Raw genomic sequence first — 17,175 nt, 5'->3', positions numbered from 1 at the left:
TTCATGACGGTCGTCGCAGCGTATCTGTATCGGAACGGCGCCCGCATTCGGGAGATCGCGATCGACGAGAAGGTCGATTGCGCGCGCGACAAGTCCGAATTCGTCTGGATCGGGATCGCAGATCCGCTGGAAGCCGAATTGCGGACGCTCCAGGCGACCTACGGGCTCCACCCGCTCGCGGTCGAGGACGCCTTGAAGGCGGATCAGCTACCCAAGGTCGACATCTATGGCGATCAGTTGTTCGTCGTCGCCCGGACCGCGCATCTCGAGCATGCGGGAATCGCCTATGGCGAGACCGCGATCTTCGTCGGGCACAGCCACATCATCAGCGTCCGCCACGGTTCGGCGCGCGCACATACCGAATTGCGCGCCGACCTGGAGGCCGCACCGACGCTGCTGATGCACGGCGTCGACTATGTCCTCCACGCGATCCTCGACTTCGTCGTCGACGGCTATCTGCCGATGGTCGAAGCGATCGAGGAAGAGGTCGTGGAGATGGAGCGGCACACCATCGACAATTTCCTCGGCCGCGACGAGATCACGCGCATTTTCGCGCTCCGCCGGGAATTGATCCGCTTCCAGCGCATCCTGGTGCCGATGGGCGAAGTCGCGGGCAAGTTCGTGCGGCTCGACCTGCCGTGCATCGACCGCGAGGCGAAACCCTATTTCAGCGACGTCCTCGACCACGTCCGACGCGTCCAGGCGATGGTCGACGACCTGCGCGAGGTCCTGACCTCGGTCTTCGAGTTCAGTAACCTGCTCGAACAACAGCGCACCGGCGCGATCACGCGCCAGCTTGCGGCATGGGCCGCAATCCTGGCGGTGCCGACGGCGATCGCCGGAATCTACGGCATGAATTTCGAACACATGCCGGAGCTGAAGACGCAATACGGCTATTTCGTCGTGCTCGGGGTGATCGTCGTGATCTGCACCGCGCTGTTCGTCTGGTTCAAACGCACCAAGTGGCTTTAGGCGGCAGCGGTCAAGGACCGCGCCGGTTCCACCACCCGCCCCCCAGCGCCTGGAACAAGGCGGCGGTATCGACATAGCGCGCCGCCCGCACTTGCTGGAGCGTCACCGACGCCTGCCAATAGGCCTGCTCCGCGCTCAGCACCTGCAGCGGGGCAACGGCGCCGAGCCGGGCCTGTCCGCGCGCGATGGCAAGGCTGTCGGTCGCCGCCGCCTCGGCCCGCTCGGCGGTGTGGAGTGCTTCGGTATCCGCACCGATCGCGGCGAGCGTGTCGGAGACGTTCTGGAAAGCCCGCAGCACCGCGCCGCGATATTGCGCCTTGGCCTGGTCATACCCCGCCTCGGCCGCGCGCTGGCGATGCCGCAGCGTGCCCCCGTCGAACAGCGGCGCGGTCAGCCCGCCGACCACGCTCCAGAGGATATTGTCGGGCGCGAGCAACGTCGCGAACCGCGTCGATGACCCGCCCGCGCTGCCACCAAGCGTGATCGCGGGGAGCCGCGCGGCGATCGCCACCCCGACCTGCGCACCGGCGGCATGGAGCGTCGCCTCTGCTGCACGCACATCGGGCCGTTGATCGACCAGTGCGGCCGGAAGGCTCAACGGCAGATCCCGCGGCAGCGCGATTTCCGCAAGCTCGAGGCGCGGCTGTGCGCGATCGGGCATTTGTCCCGCCAGCACGGCGATGAGATCGCGCTGTTGCGCGAGCTGCTGGGTAAGCGCCGGCAACGCTTGTTGGGTCTGGGCAAGCAACGTCTGTTGCGCGGCGACGTCGGCGCGCGCGACATCGCCCAGGCGCAGGCGCGCGCGCAGGATTTCCAGAATACGGCCCTGCGCGGCGATGCTCTTTTCGACGGCAGCGATTTGCGCGCGCAACGACGCCTCGGTGATCGCCGCGACGACGACGGTCGAGGTCAGCGTCACATACGCCGCCTCGGTCTGGAAGCGTTGCGCCTCGGCCGCGGCGGCGCTGCTCTCTGCCTGACGACGCACCCCGCCGAACAGGTCGACCGTGTAGCCGACGTTCAGTTGAGCGGTGCTGAGCGTGTAAAGGTTGCTGTTCGACTGAAGCGGCGACGCCAGCACGCCAGGATTGCGCGCGCGCGCCGTCGAAGCGCCGACACCAACGCCGGGCAGCAACGCCCCACGATCGGCCTTCGCCAGTTCCTGCGACTGGCGGAGCGCCGCACGGGCAGCCGCGAGATCGGGGTTGGCGGCGATCGCCCGGCGCACCAGCGTGTCGAGCGCCGGCGAATGGAACAGCGTCCACCAGTCGGCGGGAATGTCCGCCCCGGCAACCACCACCTGGCTGTCGGGTTGGGCAGGCTGCGTCTTCGGCACGTTCGCATAGCCCGCATCCACCGGCGCGGACGGTCGCTGGAACGCAGGGCCGACCGCGCACCCCCCGACCAGCAGGAACGCCAGCGACGCCGTAGCGCGAAGGGCGGAATTCAGGCGCATCGGATCAGGCTCCCGTCTCTGGCTGCGGTGTCCGGCGTCCCGACTGACGCGACACCGCGCGTTCGATCACGAAATAGAGCGTCGGGATGACGAACAGCGTCAGCGCGGTCGCGACGATCAGCCCGCCGACGACCACGGTCGCCAGCCCGCGCTGGACGTCGCTGCCGACCCCGGTGTTGAGCGCGGCGGGCAGCATGCCGATGGTGGCGACGGTCGCGGTCATCAGCACCGGGCGCAACCGCTCGCCCGCGCCGTGCAGCACCGCCTCCAGCAGCCCCTCGCCATCGACGCGGTGGGTGTTGAGGTTCGACACCATGATGATCGCGTTCTGGATCGCCACGCCGAACAGCGCGATGAACCCGACCGCCGACGCGACGTTGAGCGTCGCGCCGGTCAGATGCAGCGCGACCAGCCCGCCCAGCGTCGCCAGCGGCACCGCGCCGAGGATCAGCAAAACCTGCCGGAACAGCGCGAACTGGATGTAGAGCAGCAACGCCATCGCCCCGAACATGATCGCCAGGATCATCCCCAACCGGCTTTCCGCCCGCGCCTGATTCTCGAACTGCCCGCCCCATTCGAGACGATAGGCACCCTTGTCGAACCGCACCTTGGCGGCGATGTTGGCCTTGGCGTCGCGCAGGAACGAGGTCAGGTCGCCATCGCGATAGCCGAGCTTCACGGTCAGATGGCGATGCCCCATCTCGCGCGTGATCGTGCTCTCCCCGGACTTGAGCGAAACCGCTGCCACCGCCGACAGCGGCACCTGTGCGCCGGTCGACGTCGTGATCGGCAGGGTGCGGATTTCGGCGACGGTGCTGCGGACCGCAGCGGGGAACCGCACCGCGATATCGTAGCGCCGGTCCCCGACGTACATCTGGTCGATCCCCTCGCCGCCGATCCCGGTCTGGATGAGATCGGTGATGTCCCCCGCACTCACCCCGAGCCGCGCGGCGGCGGCGCGATCGACCCGCACCACCAGCTGCGGCAGCGGCGGCTCCTGGTCGAGCGCGACGTCGGCGGCGCCGGGCGTTGCGTCCAGCACGTCGACGATCGCCGCGCCGATCCGGCGCAACTCGCGGAAATCGTCGCCATAGATCTTGATGACCAGCTCGCTGTGCGCGCCCGCCATCTTGTCGTACACACCGTCGATCATCGGCTGGCTGAACCCGACGTGGAAGCCCGGCATCGTCTTGAACCTGGCATCCATCCGGCGGATCAGATCGGCCTTGCTGTCCCCGGCGGGCCAGCTGCCATAAGGGTTCAGCCCCACGCTCGCCTCGATGTGCGAGGGCGTGAAGGGATCGGTGCCGTCGTCGTTGCGACCGAGCTGGGTGACGATATGCGACGTCTCGGGGAAGCTGCGGACGACGCGACGCAGCTCGCTCGCCATCGCTTTGCCCTTCTCCAGTGAAATTCCGCTCGGAAGCTGGACCTGCAGCCAGATCGAGCCCTCGTCGAGCGCCGGCAGGAACTCCCGCCCCACCGACGCGCCGAGCAGCACCACCGCCAGCGCCGCGGCACCCGCGATACCGTAGATGAGCATCGGCACGTCGAGGCAGCGGCGCAGCACCACCGCATAGCCACGATCGATCCACGCCAGCACCGGATTATGGAAGGTCTTGGCGGGCTTGCGTAGCGCGATATAGGCAAGGCCCGGCACCAGCGCGAGCGACACCAGCAGCGCGCCCAGCAGCGCATAGCCAACGGTGAACGCCATCGGCGTGAACAGCTTGGCCTCGATCCGCTGGAACGCGAACAACGGCATATAGGCGGTGATGATGATGATCGTCGCGAAGAAGATCGGGCGGCCGACCTGAACGGCGGCATCGGTCGCCTCGGCACGCGTCAGCGGCTTGTCGGGCCGCGCTTCGCGGCGGCGGAGCAGCGATTCCATCATCACGATCGCGCCGTCGACGATGATCCCGAAATCGATCGCGCCGAGCGACAGCAGATTGGCCGGCACATGCGTCAGGTTCATCAGGATGAACGCGATCAGCATCGCGAGCGGGATCACGATCGCCACGATCAGCGCACTGCGCGCACTGCCCAGGAACAGGATCAACACGATCAGCACGAGGCCGACGCCTTCGAACACCGTGTGCGACACCTTGTCGACCGTCGTGTGGACGAGATCGGAGCGATCGAGATAGGGCACGATCCGTGCCCCCTTGCGCGCCAGCGCCGCATTGAGCTCCGCCACCTTGGCATGGACATCGTCCATCACGCGCGACGGGTTCTCGCCGCGCAGCAGCGTGACGATCCCTTCGATCGTGTCGCCATGGCGGTCCTTGCCGACGATCCCGTGCCGCTCGACCTGGCTCAGCCGCACCGTGCCGAGATCGCGCATCAGCACCGGCGATCCACCCTTCTGCGTGACGACGACGCTGCCGAGGTCGGTCAGGTCATGCAATGCCCCGACGCCGCGCACGACATAGCCCTGCTCGCCGCGCGTGATCACGCTGCCGCCGGTGCTGTGGTTGTTCGCGGTGATCGCCCCCTCGACCGCCTTCAGCGAAAGGCCGAAACGCTCGAGCTGGGCGGGGTCGAGTTCGACCTGATATTGCGTGGTGATGCCGCCGAAATTGTTGACACCCGCCACGCCCTGGATCTGCGACAGCGCGGGGATGACCTCCCATTGCTGGAGTTCGGACAGTTCGCGCTGGCCGAGCGTGTCGGATTCGAGCGTGTAGCGATAGATTTCGCCGATCGGCGAGGTCAGCGCGTCGAGCCCCGGCGTGATGCCCGTGGGCAGCGTGACCCCGGTGATCCGTTCCTGGATGCGTTGCCGCGACCAGTAGTCCTCCGACCCGTCGCGGAACACGAGCGTGATCAGCGACAGGCCGAACGTGCTCTTGGAGCGCATGATCGCCAGCCCCGGCGTCCCGTTGAGCGCGCGTTCGAGCGGCACGGTGATCTGTTGCTCGACCTCCTCGGCGGCAAGACCGGGCGCCTGGGTGATCACCTGCGAGCTGACGTCGGCGATGTCGGGATAGGCTTCGATCGACAACTGCCGCCACGAATACCAGCCATAGGCGGCGATGAAGACCGCGATCAGCAGCACGATCTGGCGCCGCGTGATGGCGAGCCGGATGAACCGCTCAATCATCGAGCAATACGCCACCCGTGGCGATCACGCGCTGCCCGGCCGCGAGGCCGTGCGGGATCGCGGTGCGCGCGCCCTGCTCCGTGCCGGTGTCGACGGTGCGCCGCTCGAACGTCCAGGGCGCGACCTCGACATAGACCGTGGTCGCATCGTCCTTGAGCAGCAGCGCCGTGGTCGGCACGCTCGGCGCCGCTGTCGTCGGCGCGGTGAAACGGACGCTCGCGAACATCCCCGGCTTGAAGCGCCCGTCCGGGTTGGCGACGGCGATTCGCACCTTGGCGCGGCGCGTGTCGGGATCGAGCAACGGCGCGATCGACTGTACGCGCCCGGCAACGGTCTCGCCGGGATAGGCCGCGAAGCTGATCCCGACCGGCTGCCCCGCGCGGATCGCGGCGAGATCCCCCTCGGCGACGTTGGCGGTCACCCAGACCGTGCCGATGTTGGCGACCGTCATCAGCGGCGCCGTCAGGTCGGTCCAGAACGCGCCGGGTGCGGCGGCAAGCTCGGTGACGACCCCGGCGGACGGCGCGGTCAGCGTAAGGCCATTCCCGCGCCGTGCTCCGGACGCGCCGAGCTGGCGCAACCGCGCGCGCGTCCGCGCCGCTTCCGCCTGCGCCGCGGCATAATCGGCTTGCGCCTGCTGCACGTCCTTGTCGGCGGCACCGCCGATCGCCTTCACCCCCACCGCGCGGTCGCGCGCCGCGCTCGTCAACCGCAGCTGGCTCTGCGCCCGCGCATCGTCCGCAAGCGCCGAGGACATGTCGGGCGACGCGAGTTCCGCGAGCATCTGTCCGCCGCGCACCCGATCGCCGAGCCGCACGCCGAGCCGGACGATTCGCCCTGCCAGCGGCGTCAGGATGCGGCTCTGCGCGGCGGGATCGGCCTCGACCACGGCGGGCGCGGCAATCTGCTGCGCGATGTCCGCATCGCTAACTGCGGCAATGGTAAGCCGCGCGCGCAGCGGCGATCCTGCCGGAACCACGACCCGGTTCCCGTGCACGATGAACGCAGGCGCCTCCACGGGCGGCAGCGACGGCTTTGCCGCGCACCCCGCCAGCATCAGGGCGGTAAGCACGAGCGCGGTCGATCCGAGGATCGTGCGCGGCATTAATCCGCGACCGCCGCGTGCGAACGGCGTCGCCTTGAAGCCGTTCGGCATCGCAATCCCCCTGGTCAGTCCCCGTCATCGCACCGGACGAACATCCGATCGACGAACCGTCGCGGGCGTCCGGGCATCGGCCGACCCCGGGCTGATAGGTCGCGCCGCCGGTTGGGGCGACAGTCCATTCGGAAAGGCTCGCTATACGAAGGTATAGCGCGCCCGCGCTTCCGATTGGAACCGCGCGCGCCGCGCTCTATGCAGGGGGACCTCGCATCCCCGTCGTGGCCATCGACGCCACGGTGCCGCCCGCGAGCATGAAGGCGCAGAACACCATGAGCGACGCTCCGCGCGCACCATCAGGACCGATTCCGGCGGCGGCCGCCTGGGGATATCGCGCGTTCCAGTCGCCTGCGGTGCGGGCGCCCGTGATGGCGCTGGTGATGGCCGCCATCTTCATTTCCGACACGCTGACCGATCTGGAGATCGCGACCGCGATCTTCTACATCGCGGTCATCCTGCTCGCGGTCGGTCGCTTCCCGCGCCGCTATGTCGTCGGTCTTGCCGGGATCTGCCTCCTGCTCACGCTGGTCAGTTTCCTGCTGACCAAATCGGGCTCGCATGAGGCAGGCGTGGTCAATCTCGCGATCAGCCTGTCCACGATCTGCATCACCACCTATCTCGCGTTGAAGATGGTTGCGGCGGAAGGCGCCGCCTATGAAGCACGCGCGCAATTGATCCGAGTGGCGCGGGTGACGAGCCTCGGCGAACTGGCCGCCTCGATCGCGCATGAGGTGAACCAACCGCTCGCGGCGATCGCGAGCAGCGGCGACACCGCGCTCCGCTGGCTGAGCACGGAGCCGCCCGGCGTGGGGCGTGCGCGCGACGCGATCGACCGGGTGATCGCCGATGCCAACCGCGCCAGCACCATCATCGCACGGGTACGCGACCATGCGCGCAGCGCACCGCCGCAGCGGCAGGCGATCCGGATCGACAGCGTCATCGAGGAGGCCATCGCCTTGTCGCACGCCGAGCTCGACCGGCAGGACATCGCGCTTGATCTGGCGATGGCCGACCAGCTCCCGCTGGTGCAGGGCGACCGCGTCCAGTTGCAGCAGGTGCTGTGCAACCTGATCCTGAACGCGATCGAAGCGATGGCGACCGTCCCGCCGCACCGCCGATCGCTGGCGATCGCCGCCGTCTCCGACGCGAACGGCGATATCGAGCTTTCGGTGAGCGACACCGGGCCGGGCATCCGCGAGGAGCATCTGCCCCGCCTGTTCGATGCGTTCTGGACCACCAAGCACGGCGGAACGGGAATCGGCCTGACGATCATCCGCACGATCGTCGAGGCGCATGGCGGCGCGATCTGGGTCGACCGGATGAAGCCCCACGGCGCGCGCTTCCATGTGCGGCTCCCGGCGAATGGGAGCGCCGCCGCATGACCGCGGATACGCAGCCTGCTCCCATGGTCTATGTCATCGACGACGATCCCTCGGTCCGGGCGGCGCTGGAGGATCTGCTCGCCTCGGTCGGCCTCGCGGCGACGCTGTTCGGTTCGACCCGAGCCTTCCTTGATTCCACGCCGGTCGATGCACCCGCCTGCCTCGTTCTGGATGTGCGGATGCCCGGCCAGAGCGGCATGGAGTTCCATCGCCAGCTGGTGGAACGCGGGAACCGCTTGCCGGTTGTTTTCATCACCGGGCATGGCGATATAGCGATGTCGGTGCGCGCGATGAAAGCGGGTGCGATCGAGTTTTTGGCAAAGCCGTTCGACAATCAGGCACTGCTCGACGCAATCCATCGCGGAATCGCGGTAAACGAGACGCACCGTGCGCAAAATCGACGGCAAGATGCGTTGAAACGGCGCTACGATGCGCTTTCTGACGGCGAAAAAGCGGTCATGGCGCGCGTCGTGCGGGGCCTGCTCAACAAACAGATCGCGGGCGAGCTCGGCGTCAGCGAGATCACCGTCAAGGTCCGCCGCCGTCAGGTGATGGTAAAGATGGGCGCTACCTCCTTGCCGGAACTGGTCCGCCTGTCGGACGCGCTCGCGATCGCCACATAGGATCCAGCATCGTACCGCCGGCCTTGCTCAGACCGTGTAGCGAGCGCCAAAATTGCACCGCGCGCCAATGCCTTGGAACAACCGGATGCGCTAGATCGCCGAGCGTTCCGCACCGCGCGGCACGGGGCGGCCACCGGAATCCTGCCCAAACACCGCCATGTCGAGGATCCCGGCACGCTTCGCGACGATCGTCGGGACCAGCGCCTGCCCCGCGACGTTGACGGCGGTGCGTCCCATGTCGAGGATCGGGTCGATCGCAAGCAACAACCCCGCGCCCTCCAGCGGCAAGCCAAGCGTCGACAGCGTCAACGTCAGCATCACGGTCGCGCCGGTGAGCCCCGCGGTCGCGGCGGACCCGATCACCGACACGAAGGCGATCAGACCGTAATCCGACGCATGCAGCTGCAAGCCGAAGAACTGCGCGACGAAGATCGCCGACAAGGCCGGATAGATCGCCGCGCACCCATCCATCTTGGTCGTCGCGCCGAGCGGTACCGCAAACGCCGCATAGGCCCGCGGAACGCCCAGACCGTGTTCGGTGACTTGCTCGGTCATCGGCAGCGTGCCCACCGAGGAGCGCGACACGAACCCCAGCTGGATCGCCGGCCAGGCGCGTGCGAAAAAGCGCAGCGGGCTCAGGCCGTTGGCGAGCAGCAGCAGCGGGTAAACCACGAACAGCACCAGCGCGAGCCCGAGATACACCGCGCCCGCAAACGCACCGAGCGCGGACAGCGAGCTCCAGCCGTAGCGGATCACCGCATCGCCGATCAGCGCTGCGGTACCGATCGGCGTGAGCGCGATGACCCAGCGCAACAGCCGCCGGAAAACGATCAATGCGGACGCGTTGAACGCGAGGAACCCGGCCCCGCCCTCCCCGGTCCGCACCGCCGCCGCGCCGATCGCGATCGCCGCGACGATGATCTGCAGCACGTTGAACGACACCGCGGTCTTGGCGACGCCATCCTCGATCGTGGTCGACGCGCCGATCCCGAACACGTTGGCGGGAACCAGCCCCTTGAGGAAATCGAGCCACGACCCGCTGCTCGACGGCAACTTGGCAGCGGCGCGGTCGATCCCGGCGTGCAGCCCCGGTTCGATCACCAGCCCCAGCACGATCCCGATCGTCACCGCGATCAGCGCGGTCAGCGCGAACCACAGCAGCGTCTGCACGACCAGCTTCGCCGCATTCTCGAGGTCGCGCAGCGCCGCGATCGACGCGACGATCGCGGTGAACACCAACGGCGGGACCAGCGCCTTCAACAACTGCACGAAAATCTGGCCGAGCGTATGCAGCGCCTCGGCCAGCACCGCAGCCGCAGGGCCATCGAAGCTGCGCCCGGCAAAACCCAGCGCGAGCCCGATCGCCATGCCGAGCAACACTTGCGCGCCGAACGGCAGACGCAAGGCCGAGCGCGAAGTCGGCGCGAGTGAAGACATGAAGAAGCTCCGATATCGTGAGTCGCCCGTCTGCGCAGGCGTTTGCGCGAGCGCGCGCAGGACAGCACGCTATTGGCCCAATCGATCCGCCACGTCCGCAAAGCCATGCTTGCACCGACCGAAGCAATTCTTTTATATCATACTGACCTGGTGGGATATGATCGGTGCCGGAGGTTCTCATGACGACCCACACTGCATTCGCCGAGCGGTCATACCCCGCGACCCCGCCGTCCCCGGTTCACGCGGCGGTCGCGGATCTGCGGAACGCGCGCGATGCCTGGCGGAACCGTCAGGACGAGGCGCGCGACGTCGCGAGCTTTCCGTCCCGCAGTGCGCTGGAGCAGGTCGTGGGGTTGCTCTCCGCCACGCTGTATCCGCGCCGTCTCGGGCATTTTCGGGGATCCCCGCTTGAAGAAGACCAGTTCGTCGTCGCGCGGCTGCTCGCCGCGCTGACCGAACTGGAGCGCGAAATCGGCGCGGAACTCGGCTATTGGCAACAGGAGGCCGGCCCGTTCGACCCCGATCATGCCGCGACGATGGTGCGGCTGTTCACCGCGACGCTGGGCGACATCCGCCGCCTGGTCGACAGCGACGTCGAAGCCGCGTTTCTCGGCGATCCCGCCGCGCGCAGTGTCGACGAGATCCTCGTCTGCTATCCCGGTGCGATCGCCAGCCTGCACCACCGCATCGCGCATGAACTCCATAATCTCGGCGCGCCGATCGTCGCCCGCGTCATCTCGGAGATCGCCAACGAGCACACCGGGATCGACATCCACCCCGGCGCGACGATCGGCGAGAGCTTCTTCATCGATCACGGCACCGGCGTGGTGATCGGCGAAACCGCGATCGTCGGCGCGCGCGTCCGCCTATACCAACACGTCACGCTCGGCGCGCGCAGCCCGGTCGGGCTGACCCGCGACGATGTGCGTGAACGCCATGCGCGCCACCCGATCATCGGCGACGACGTCGTGATCTATGCCGGAACGACGATCCTCGGTCGCGTGACGATCGGCGCGCGCGCGACGATCGGCGGGAATGTCTGGCTGTTGTCGGACGTTCCGGCGGACAGCGTGGTGGTCCAGCCCGAGGCGATCCGCCTGGACGACGCCGCCGGGCTCGACCTACGCGACGTGCTCCAGCGGGCGGCAGCGCAATGATCCACGCCCGCTTCCAGCGCTCTGCGCTCGCGTCCGGTCCGGCGCGCCCGGTGATCGGCGTGCTGTGCTGCAACGAAACGCGCGATCGCCCGGTGCAGGCGGTCGCCACGCGCTTCATCACGCCGCTGACGCGATTTTCGGACGCGGCGGTGGTGCTCGTCCCCGCAGTGCGCGACGACGCGAACATCGCCGCGCTCACGCTGCTGCTCGACGGCCTGCTGCTAACGGGCTCGCGCTCGAACGTCGCGCCCGAATGCTATGGCGGCGCGCCCTTGCCCGCGGGACAGCGCTGCGACCCCGACCGCGACGCGGTGGCGCTCGCGCTGGCGGGCAGCATGATCGAAGCGGGCAAGCCGGTGTTCGGCATCTGTCGAGGTTTGCAGGAGATCAACGTGCTGTTCGGCGGAACGCTGTCCGCCGCGACCTGTGCGGAACGCCATCACCGCGGATCGTGGGACGGCTGTTACCAGGCGCTGTTCGGCCATGGCCACGATGTCGAGCTCGGCGCGGGCGGCGTGCTCGCGGCATCGACCGGGCGTCGGCGGATGCGCGTCAATTCGGTCCACGAACAGGGCATCGACCGGCTCGGCACTGGGCTCACAATCGAAGCCACCGCCGCGGACGACGGGCTGATCGAGGCGGTCCGCGCGCGTCCGTGCGGTGCGGACGTGCTCGGGGTCCAGTGGCACCCCGAATGGGATGCCGACCGGTCCGCCGAAAGCCGCGCGTTCTTTGGTTTGATCGGGCAGTCGCTGCGCATCGCAGCGGCCGCGCGATGACGGTTCACCACTCTGAAAGGGTAAGGATGCTACGCACTTTTCTGACGGCGGCGACACTCGCCACCACATTGATGACGGTCTCTGCCTGCGCCAAGCATGACGATGCGGCAAATGCGGTGATCATCAACGAAACCGTGCCGAACGATCCGGCCGCAGCGGATGCCAACACCACGGCGCCGGACGCGTTCGACAACGATATTGCGGCGGCGAACGATGCCGCCCCGCTCAATGCCGCCGATGCTGCCGGCAACGCGCAATAGCCTTTCGATCCGATGGGTCGATGACGGACACGCTGGGTAAGCTCCCGCGTCCACCTTGGCCTGGCACTTCGCGTGCCGGGCCAATTTTTTCCCCGCGCCCATAACGGATTTCTTTGCGTCGCCGTCGACAGCGATCTGTCACGGGATCGTCATAAACGCGCCAGAACGCACAGCGTCTGCACGCATCTTCAAAAGGGACCGCTGTCATGATCACCCCTCGGCCGTTGTTCGCCGTTGCCGTTTCGACGCTTGCGCTCGCGGTCTCGACCAGCGCGCAGGCACAAGTCGCGCCCGCTGCCGCGCCCGAGGCGGCATCCGCCAGCCCCGCCGAAGCCCCCGCCGAGCCCATCGACATCGTCGTCACCGGCACGCGCACGACCGGTCGCTCGCGGCTCGACAGCGCCGCGCCGGTCGACGTGCTCAGCGCCGCCACGCTGCAACGGCAGGGCACGACCGAACTCGCCAGCGCGCTTGCCGCAGTGGTCCCGTCGATCGATTTCCCGCGCTCCTCCGCCGTCGATGGCACCGATTCGGTCCGTCCCGCGACGCTGCGCGGCCTGTCGCCGGACCAGACGCTGGTGCTCATCAACGGCGTCCGCGCGCATACCTCGGCGCTGATCAACACCAACGGATCGGTCGGGCGCGGCGCGGCGGCGGTCGATCTCAACACCATCCCCTCGGTCGCGCTCGACCGGATCGAAGTGCTGCGCGACGGCGCGGCGGCGCAATATGGCTCGGACGCGATCGCCGGCGTCGTCAACCTGCGGTTGCGCGAAGCGCGCAGCGGCGGCGGCGCGACCGTGACCTACGGCCAGTACATCACCGACGTGACCACCGCGCGCGGTAACCGCAGCGAGCGCGACGGCGAGACCGTGACGGTCGCGGGCTGGCAGGGCATCGGGCTGGGGACGGACGGGTTCCTGACGCTGTCGGGCGAATATCTCGACCGCAACCCGACCAGCCGGGGCGACTTCGACCCGCGCAAGACCCCGATCCGGGTCCGCTCGCGCTTCGGCGATCCGGATGTCCAGCAGTACAGCGGCTACATCAACGCCGGGAAGCCGCTCGGCGACACCGGCTGGACGCTCTACGGCTTCGGCGGATACCAGTATCGCGACAGCACCAGCGCCGCGACCCCGCGCATCAACGGCGGGACCGACAACAACGCCAACGCGGCCGCGCTCGCCAGCCTCTATCCCGACGGGTTCACCCCGCTGATCAACGTCGTCTCGAACGACCTGACCGCAACCGGCGGGATCCGCGGCGAACTCTCCGGCTGGAAGGTCGACTTCAACTTGTCTTACGGGCGCAACCAGTTGAACTTCGACACGCGCAACTCGGGCAATTCGACGTACGGCGCGGCATCGCAGACCAGCTTCTACGACGGTAAGCTGACCTACGACCAGCTGGTCGGCGGGATCGACGTATCGCGCGAACAGCCGTTCGGGGAAGGCACGATCAACATCGCCTGGGGGCTCGAATATCGCCGCGAAGGCTTCAAGATCGGCGCGGGCGAGCCGACCTCGTACAACCGTGCCCCCGGCGCGAGCAGCGCGCTCGGCTCGGGGGCGCAGGGGTTCCCCGGGTTCCAGCCGTCGAACGCCGTCAACGAGCACCGCGACAACGTCTCGGGCTATGTCGATCTGGAAGCCAAGCCGATCGACGGGCTGACGCTCGGCGCGGCGGTACGTGGGGAAAGCTATTCCGACTTCGGCGAGACCGCGACGGGCAAGCTGACCGCGCGCTATGATTTCACGCGCTGGTTCGCGCTGCGCGGCACGGCCTCGACCGGCTTCCGCGCGCCGTCGCTCCAGCAGCAGTTCTTCACCTCCACGTCATCGGTGCTGACCAACGGCAATATCGTCGAGACCGGCCTGTTCCCCTCGACCAGCCTGGTCGGCCGTGCGCTGGGCGGGCAAGCCCTACAGCCCGAACGCGCGCGCAACCTGTCCGCCGGGTTCGTGATCCGCTCGGGCGGGTTCGATCTGTCGGTCGATGCGTATCACATCAAGATCCGCGACCAGATCGCGCTGTCCGAAAACCTCAGCGGCGCGGTCGTGATCGGGCGGTTGCGCGACGAGGGGATCACCGCGGTCACCGCGGGGCGCTATTTCCTCAACGGCATCCGTTCGACCACCAAGGGGATCGACGTGGTCGCGCATTACCGCAAGGCGACCGGGGCCGCGGGCACGTTCGACCTAACCGCCGCCACCAACATCAACGACATCAAGGTCACCCGCGCGCCGGCGCCCGCGACGATCACGTCCTCCACGGGCACCACCACGCTCCCGATCTTCAGCCGCCAGCGGATCGTGTCGTTCGAACAGGGGACCCCGCGCGAGAAGGTCGTGGGCACGATTGACTGGTCGCTCGACCAGCTCGGCGCGACCGCGCGCGCGTCCTATTACGGCGACGTCAACCAGCCGAGCAGCACGGGCTTCGCCGCAGACGACATCCACACCGGGCGCCATACGATCTTCGACCTGGAGCTGCGCTACAAGGTGATGCGCAATCTCAACCTCGCGGTGGGGGCGAACAACGTGTTCGATACCTACCCGGATTACGTCCGGATCGCTTCGTCGCGCGGGACCGCGCTCAACAGCACCGGTCTGGTGGGCTTCCCTTATTACTCGCCGTTCGGGTTCAACGGGCGGTACGTTTATGGGCGAGTCGGCTTGAACTGGTAACGCAACGGCGGGCGGTGGGATCGGCGCGGTATCGCGCCCAATCCCACCGTCGCTTCACGCGGATTGACATTGTTACGCCTCTGGTATGATTCAGGAGCAATGATGGCCCCGGCCCGCCTGTCGATCGTGTTCGTTGGCGCCGGCATCACGTGCCTGCTCGGCATCACCCTGGCGCTGGTGTATCTGGCGATCGCCGACCGTCCCGATGTGCTGGCGATCGGCGATCTTCAGGTGCAAATCCCCGGCAACGGTCCGGCTGATGCGCCCGCATCTCCGGACGATCTTCCGCTCGAAACCTATCTCCCTCAGCAAAAGCGCGCGCTCGACGCGATGCAGGCGTTTGCGGAGAATTACGCACGGCCGTTGACCCGGATCAATCCGCTGCCCCCGCCCTTCGACGCACGCTGGCTGTCCGAACCCGATCGCGCCGCCGCATCGACCTGTCTGGCGACCGCACTCTATTACGAAGCGGACGGCGAACCGCCATCGGGCCAGCGCGCGGTCGCGCAAGTCGTCCTGAACCGCTTGCGCAACCCGCATTATCCCAAGACGGTGTGCGGCGTGGTGTATCAAGGCGCGGACCGCCCGACCGGATGCCAGTTCACCTTCGCCTGCGACGGATCGTTGGTCCGCCGTCCGGCAGCAGCAGGCATGGCGCGCGCCCGCGCGATTGCCGATGCGGCGTTAAACGGCGGAGTTTCTCCCACGGCGGGCCAAGCCACGCACTACCACACGGTGTGGGTCGTACCGCGCTGGGCGGGCGAGCTTTTGAAGGTCGCGATCGTCGGCCACCACATCTTCTACCGTCCGCCCAGACCCTATGACGGCTATGACGTGGCATCGACCCCGTCGGCACAGCCGCTACCCAGTCCGAGCACGGCGACGGCCCTACCGGACGCCCCGCCCCTTCCCCCAATCCCTGTCGGGGCAAGCGCGGACCGCGATCCGGCTGCCAGCACCCCCATCGCGAGCCCTGTCCCCGCACCGGTGCCGACATCACTGACTTTGGCGATCGGTCCCCCCGGGAGCGCGGCAAACGTACCGCCATCCCCACAGCCTGCGCGCACGCGGCCGACCGTCTACTTCCCGACGACCCGCCGAACGAAGCCATCGCTGGCGATTCCGGCGCAATAGACCGACAGCGTCGACGCCCGTCGTCTGGTCAAAGTCCTCCTCCCTCGATCCAATACTTAGCATGGCGTAATCGACCTACTTCGAATGGTTTATTCCTGTGTTTTCCGTTGGATAGACCCTATGTTTTGTTTGTGCCCCAACCCGTGTTGCGATACCCTGATCGCCTTCTTCGACGTTGTACCGCATCGTATTGCGCGCCCCACTCTTCGAAGACTGTACCGCGGACCCGTGCAGGCTTTGAGGACATCGAGGAGACTATGGTTCATCTCGCAGAGGTCGCCCCGACCGCGATGGGTTTGCCAACCATTCCGCGCGATATCACGCGCATCCTCGATATTTCGATCAGCTTTGTCCTGCTGACCTTTTTCGGACCGCTGTCGCTCCTGGTCGCCCTGCTCGTCAAAATGACCAGCGACGGTCCGGTCATTTATCGCCAACGGCGCGTCGGCTATCAGGGCCGCGAATTTTATTGCCTGAAGTTCCGGACGATGCGCCGCGATGCCGACGAACGTCTGGCGTTCCTGCTGCAACACGATCTGCTCGCCCGAATGCAATGGTCGTACGACCACAAGCTGCAGCAAGACCCGCGCATCACGCCGCTCGGCAAGTTCCTGCGGCGGTCGAGCATCGACGAGATTCCCCAACTCATCAACGTCCTGCAAGGGTCGATGAGTCTCGTCGGCCCACGTCCGATCGTTGCGGCGGAGATCCCCCGATATGGTCGGCGCTTCGTGCATTACACGGCGATGCGGCCCGGGATCACCGGCTTGTGGCAAGTCAGCGGCCGCAACAACACGACCTATCGCCGCCGGATCGCGCTCGACGTCGTGTTCGCCCGACACCGCAGCCTTGGCCTGTACGGACGCATCATGATGCTGACGGTCCCCGCGGTCCTCCTCCAGCGTGGCGCCCGTTAGGACGGTTGCCCGCCGGCGTCGCCCGACGTCACGCGCGCGTCGGCCGCGCGGCCCGGTCCGACCGACATCGGGACTCCTGTGGCGCGCGCGAAGCCTGGCGCTGATC

13 protein-coding genes are annotated in these 17,175 nt (G+C 67.5%); 9 read left to right on the top strand and 4 right to left on the bottom strand.

What is annotated here, in order from left to right:
• Window positions 1-3 precede the first annotated feature (3 nt).
• Complete coding sequence (corA, locus tag ABIC16_RS05400; protein ID WP_354290324.1) at window positions 4-972, top strand: magnesium/cobalt transporter CorA; 969 nt, start codon at window positions 4-6, stop codon at window positions 970-972.
• Between the two features lie 10 nt (window positions 973-982).
• On the opposite strand, the gene ABIC16_RS05395 is transcribed toward corA, so the two are convergent.
• The 3 genes from ABIC16_RS05395 to ABIC16_RS05385 are packed head-to-tail and all read right to left on the bottom strand — an operon-like array spanning window position 983 to window position 6,690.
• Entirely contained in the window at window positions 983-2,428 is a 1,446-nt protein-coding gene (locus ABIC16_RS05395) for an efflux transporter outer membrane subunit (RefSeq protein WP_354290323.1), read from the bottom strand.
• Between the two features lie 4 nt (window positions 2,429-2,432).
• Complete coding sequence (locus ABIC16_RS05390; RefSeq protein ID WP_354290322.1) at window positions 2,433-5,534, bottom strand: efflux RND transporter permease subunit; 3,102 nt, start codon at window positions 5,532-5,534, stop codon at window positions 2,433-2,435.
• Window positions 5,527-6,690 (bottom strand): efflux RND transporter periplasmic adaptor subunit, encoded by a 1,164-nt coding sequence (locus tag ABIC16_RS05385; RefSeq protein WP_354290321.1) that lies wholly within the window; start codon window positions 6,688-6,690, stop codon window positions 5,527-5,529. The genes ABIC16_RS05390 and ABIC16_RS05385 overlap by 8 nt, the downstream gene beginning before the upstream one ends.
• 224 nt (window positions 6,691-6,914) lie before the next feature.
• Between ABIC16_RS05385 and ABIC16_RS05380 the strand changes: the two genes are divergently transcribed.
• Together ABIC16_RS05380 and ABIC16_RS05375 are read left to right on the top strand one after the other, a co-directional pair.
• Window positions 6,915-8,075: a sensor histidine kinase gene (locus ABIC16_RS05380; RefSeq protein ID WP_354290320.1), complete on the top strand. Its 1,161-nt coding sequence runs from the start codon at window positions 6,915-6,917 to the stop codon at window positions 8,073-8,075.
• A complete protein-coding gene (locus ABIC16_RS05375) occupies window positions 8,072-8,698 on the top strand; it encodes a response regulator transcription factor (protein ID WP_354290319.1) in 627 nt (208 codons plus the stop codon). The genes ABIC16_RS05380 and ABIC16_RS05375 overlap by 4 nt, the downstream gene beginning before the upstream one ends.
• 90 nt (window positions 8,699-8,788) lie before the next feature.
• On the opposite strand, the gene ABIC16_RS05370 is transcribed toward ABIC16_RS05375, so the two are convergent.
• On the bottom strand, window positions 8,789-10,135 hold the full coding sequence (locus ABIC16_RS05370) for a dicarboxylate/amino acid:cation symporter (RefSeq protein WP_354290318.1): 1,347 nt from the start codon (window positions 10,133-10,135) through the stop codon (window positions 8,789-8,791).
• A 179-nt stretch (window positions 10,136-10,314) separates the two neighbouring features.
• Between ABIC16_RS05370 and epsC the strand changes: the two genes are divergently transcribed.
• The 6 genes from epsC to ABIC16_RS05340 all read left to right on the top strand — a co-directional run bounded on the left by epsC (window position 10,315) and on the right by ABIC16_RS05340 (window position 17,069).
• Window positions 10,315-11,292 (top strand): serine O-acetyltransferase EpsC, encoded by a 978-nt coding sequence (gene epsC, locus ABIC16_RS05365; protein WP_354290317.1) that lies wholly within the window; start codon window positions 10,315-10,317, stop codon window positions 11,290-11,292.
• Window positions 11,289-12,071, top strand: a complete 783-nt coding sequence (locus tag ABIC16_RS05360; RefSeq protein WP_354290316.1) for a gamma-glutamyl-gamma-aminobutyrate hydrolase family protein — start codon at window positions 11,289-11,291, stop codon at window positions 12,069-12,071. The genes epsC and ABIC16_RS05360 overlap by 4 nt, the downstream gene beginning before the upstream one ends.
• Before the next feature lie 26 nt (window positions 12,072-12,097).
• Entirely contained in the window at window positions 12,098-12,331 is a 234-nt protein-coding gene (locus tag ABIC16_RS05355) for a hypothetical protein (RefSeq protein ID WP_277970793.1), read from the top strand.
• 206 nt (window positions 12,332-12,537) lie between these two features.
• Window positions 12,538-15,018, top strand: coding sequence for a TonB-dependent receptor plug domain-containing protein (locus ABIC16_RS05350; protein WP_354290315.1), 2,481 nt, complete (start codon window positions 12,538-12,540; stop codon window positions 15,016-15,018).
• A 99-nt stretch (window positions 15,019-15,117) separates the two neighbouring features.
• Window positions 15,118-16,152: a cell wall hydrolase gene (locus ABIC16_RS05345; RefSeq protein ID WP_354290314.1), complete on the top strand. Its 1,035-nt coding sequence runs from the start codon at window positions 15,118-15,120 to the stop codon at window positions 16,150-16,152.
• A 257-nt stretch (window positions 16,153-16,409) separates the two neighbouring features.
• The gene (locus ABIC16_RS05340) at window positions 16,410-17,069 is read left to right on the top strand and encodes a sugar transferase (RefSeq protein ID WP_277970796.1); all 660 of its coding nucleotides are present in this window, start codon (window positions 16,410-16,412) and stop codon (window positions 17,067-17,069) included.
• Window positions 17,070-17,175: the final 106 nt, after the last annotated feature.

Source organism: Sphingomonas sp. PvP055, from assembly GCF_040546365.1.
Taxonomy (GTDB): Bacteria; Pseudomonadota; Alphaproteobacteria; order Sphingomonadales; family Sphingomonadaceae; genus Sphingomonas; species Sphingomonas echinoides_A.
Note: the sequence above shows the minus strand (reverse complement) of the source record. Positions and strands in the feature narration are given on the sequence as shown.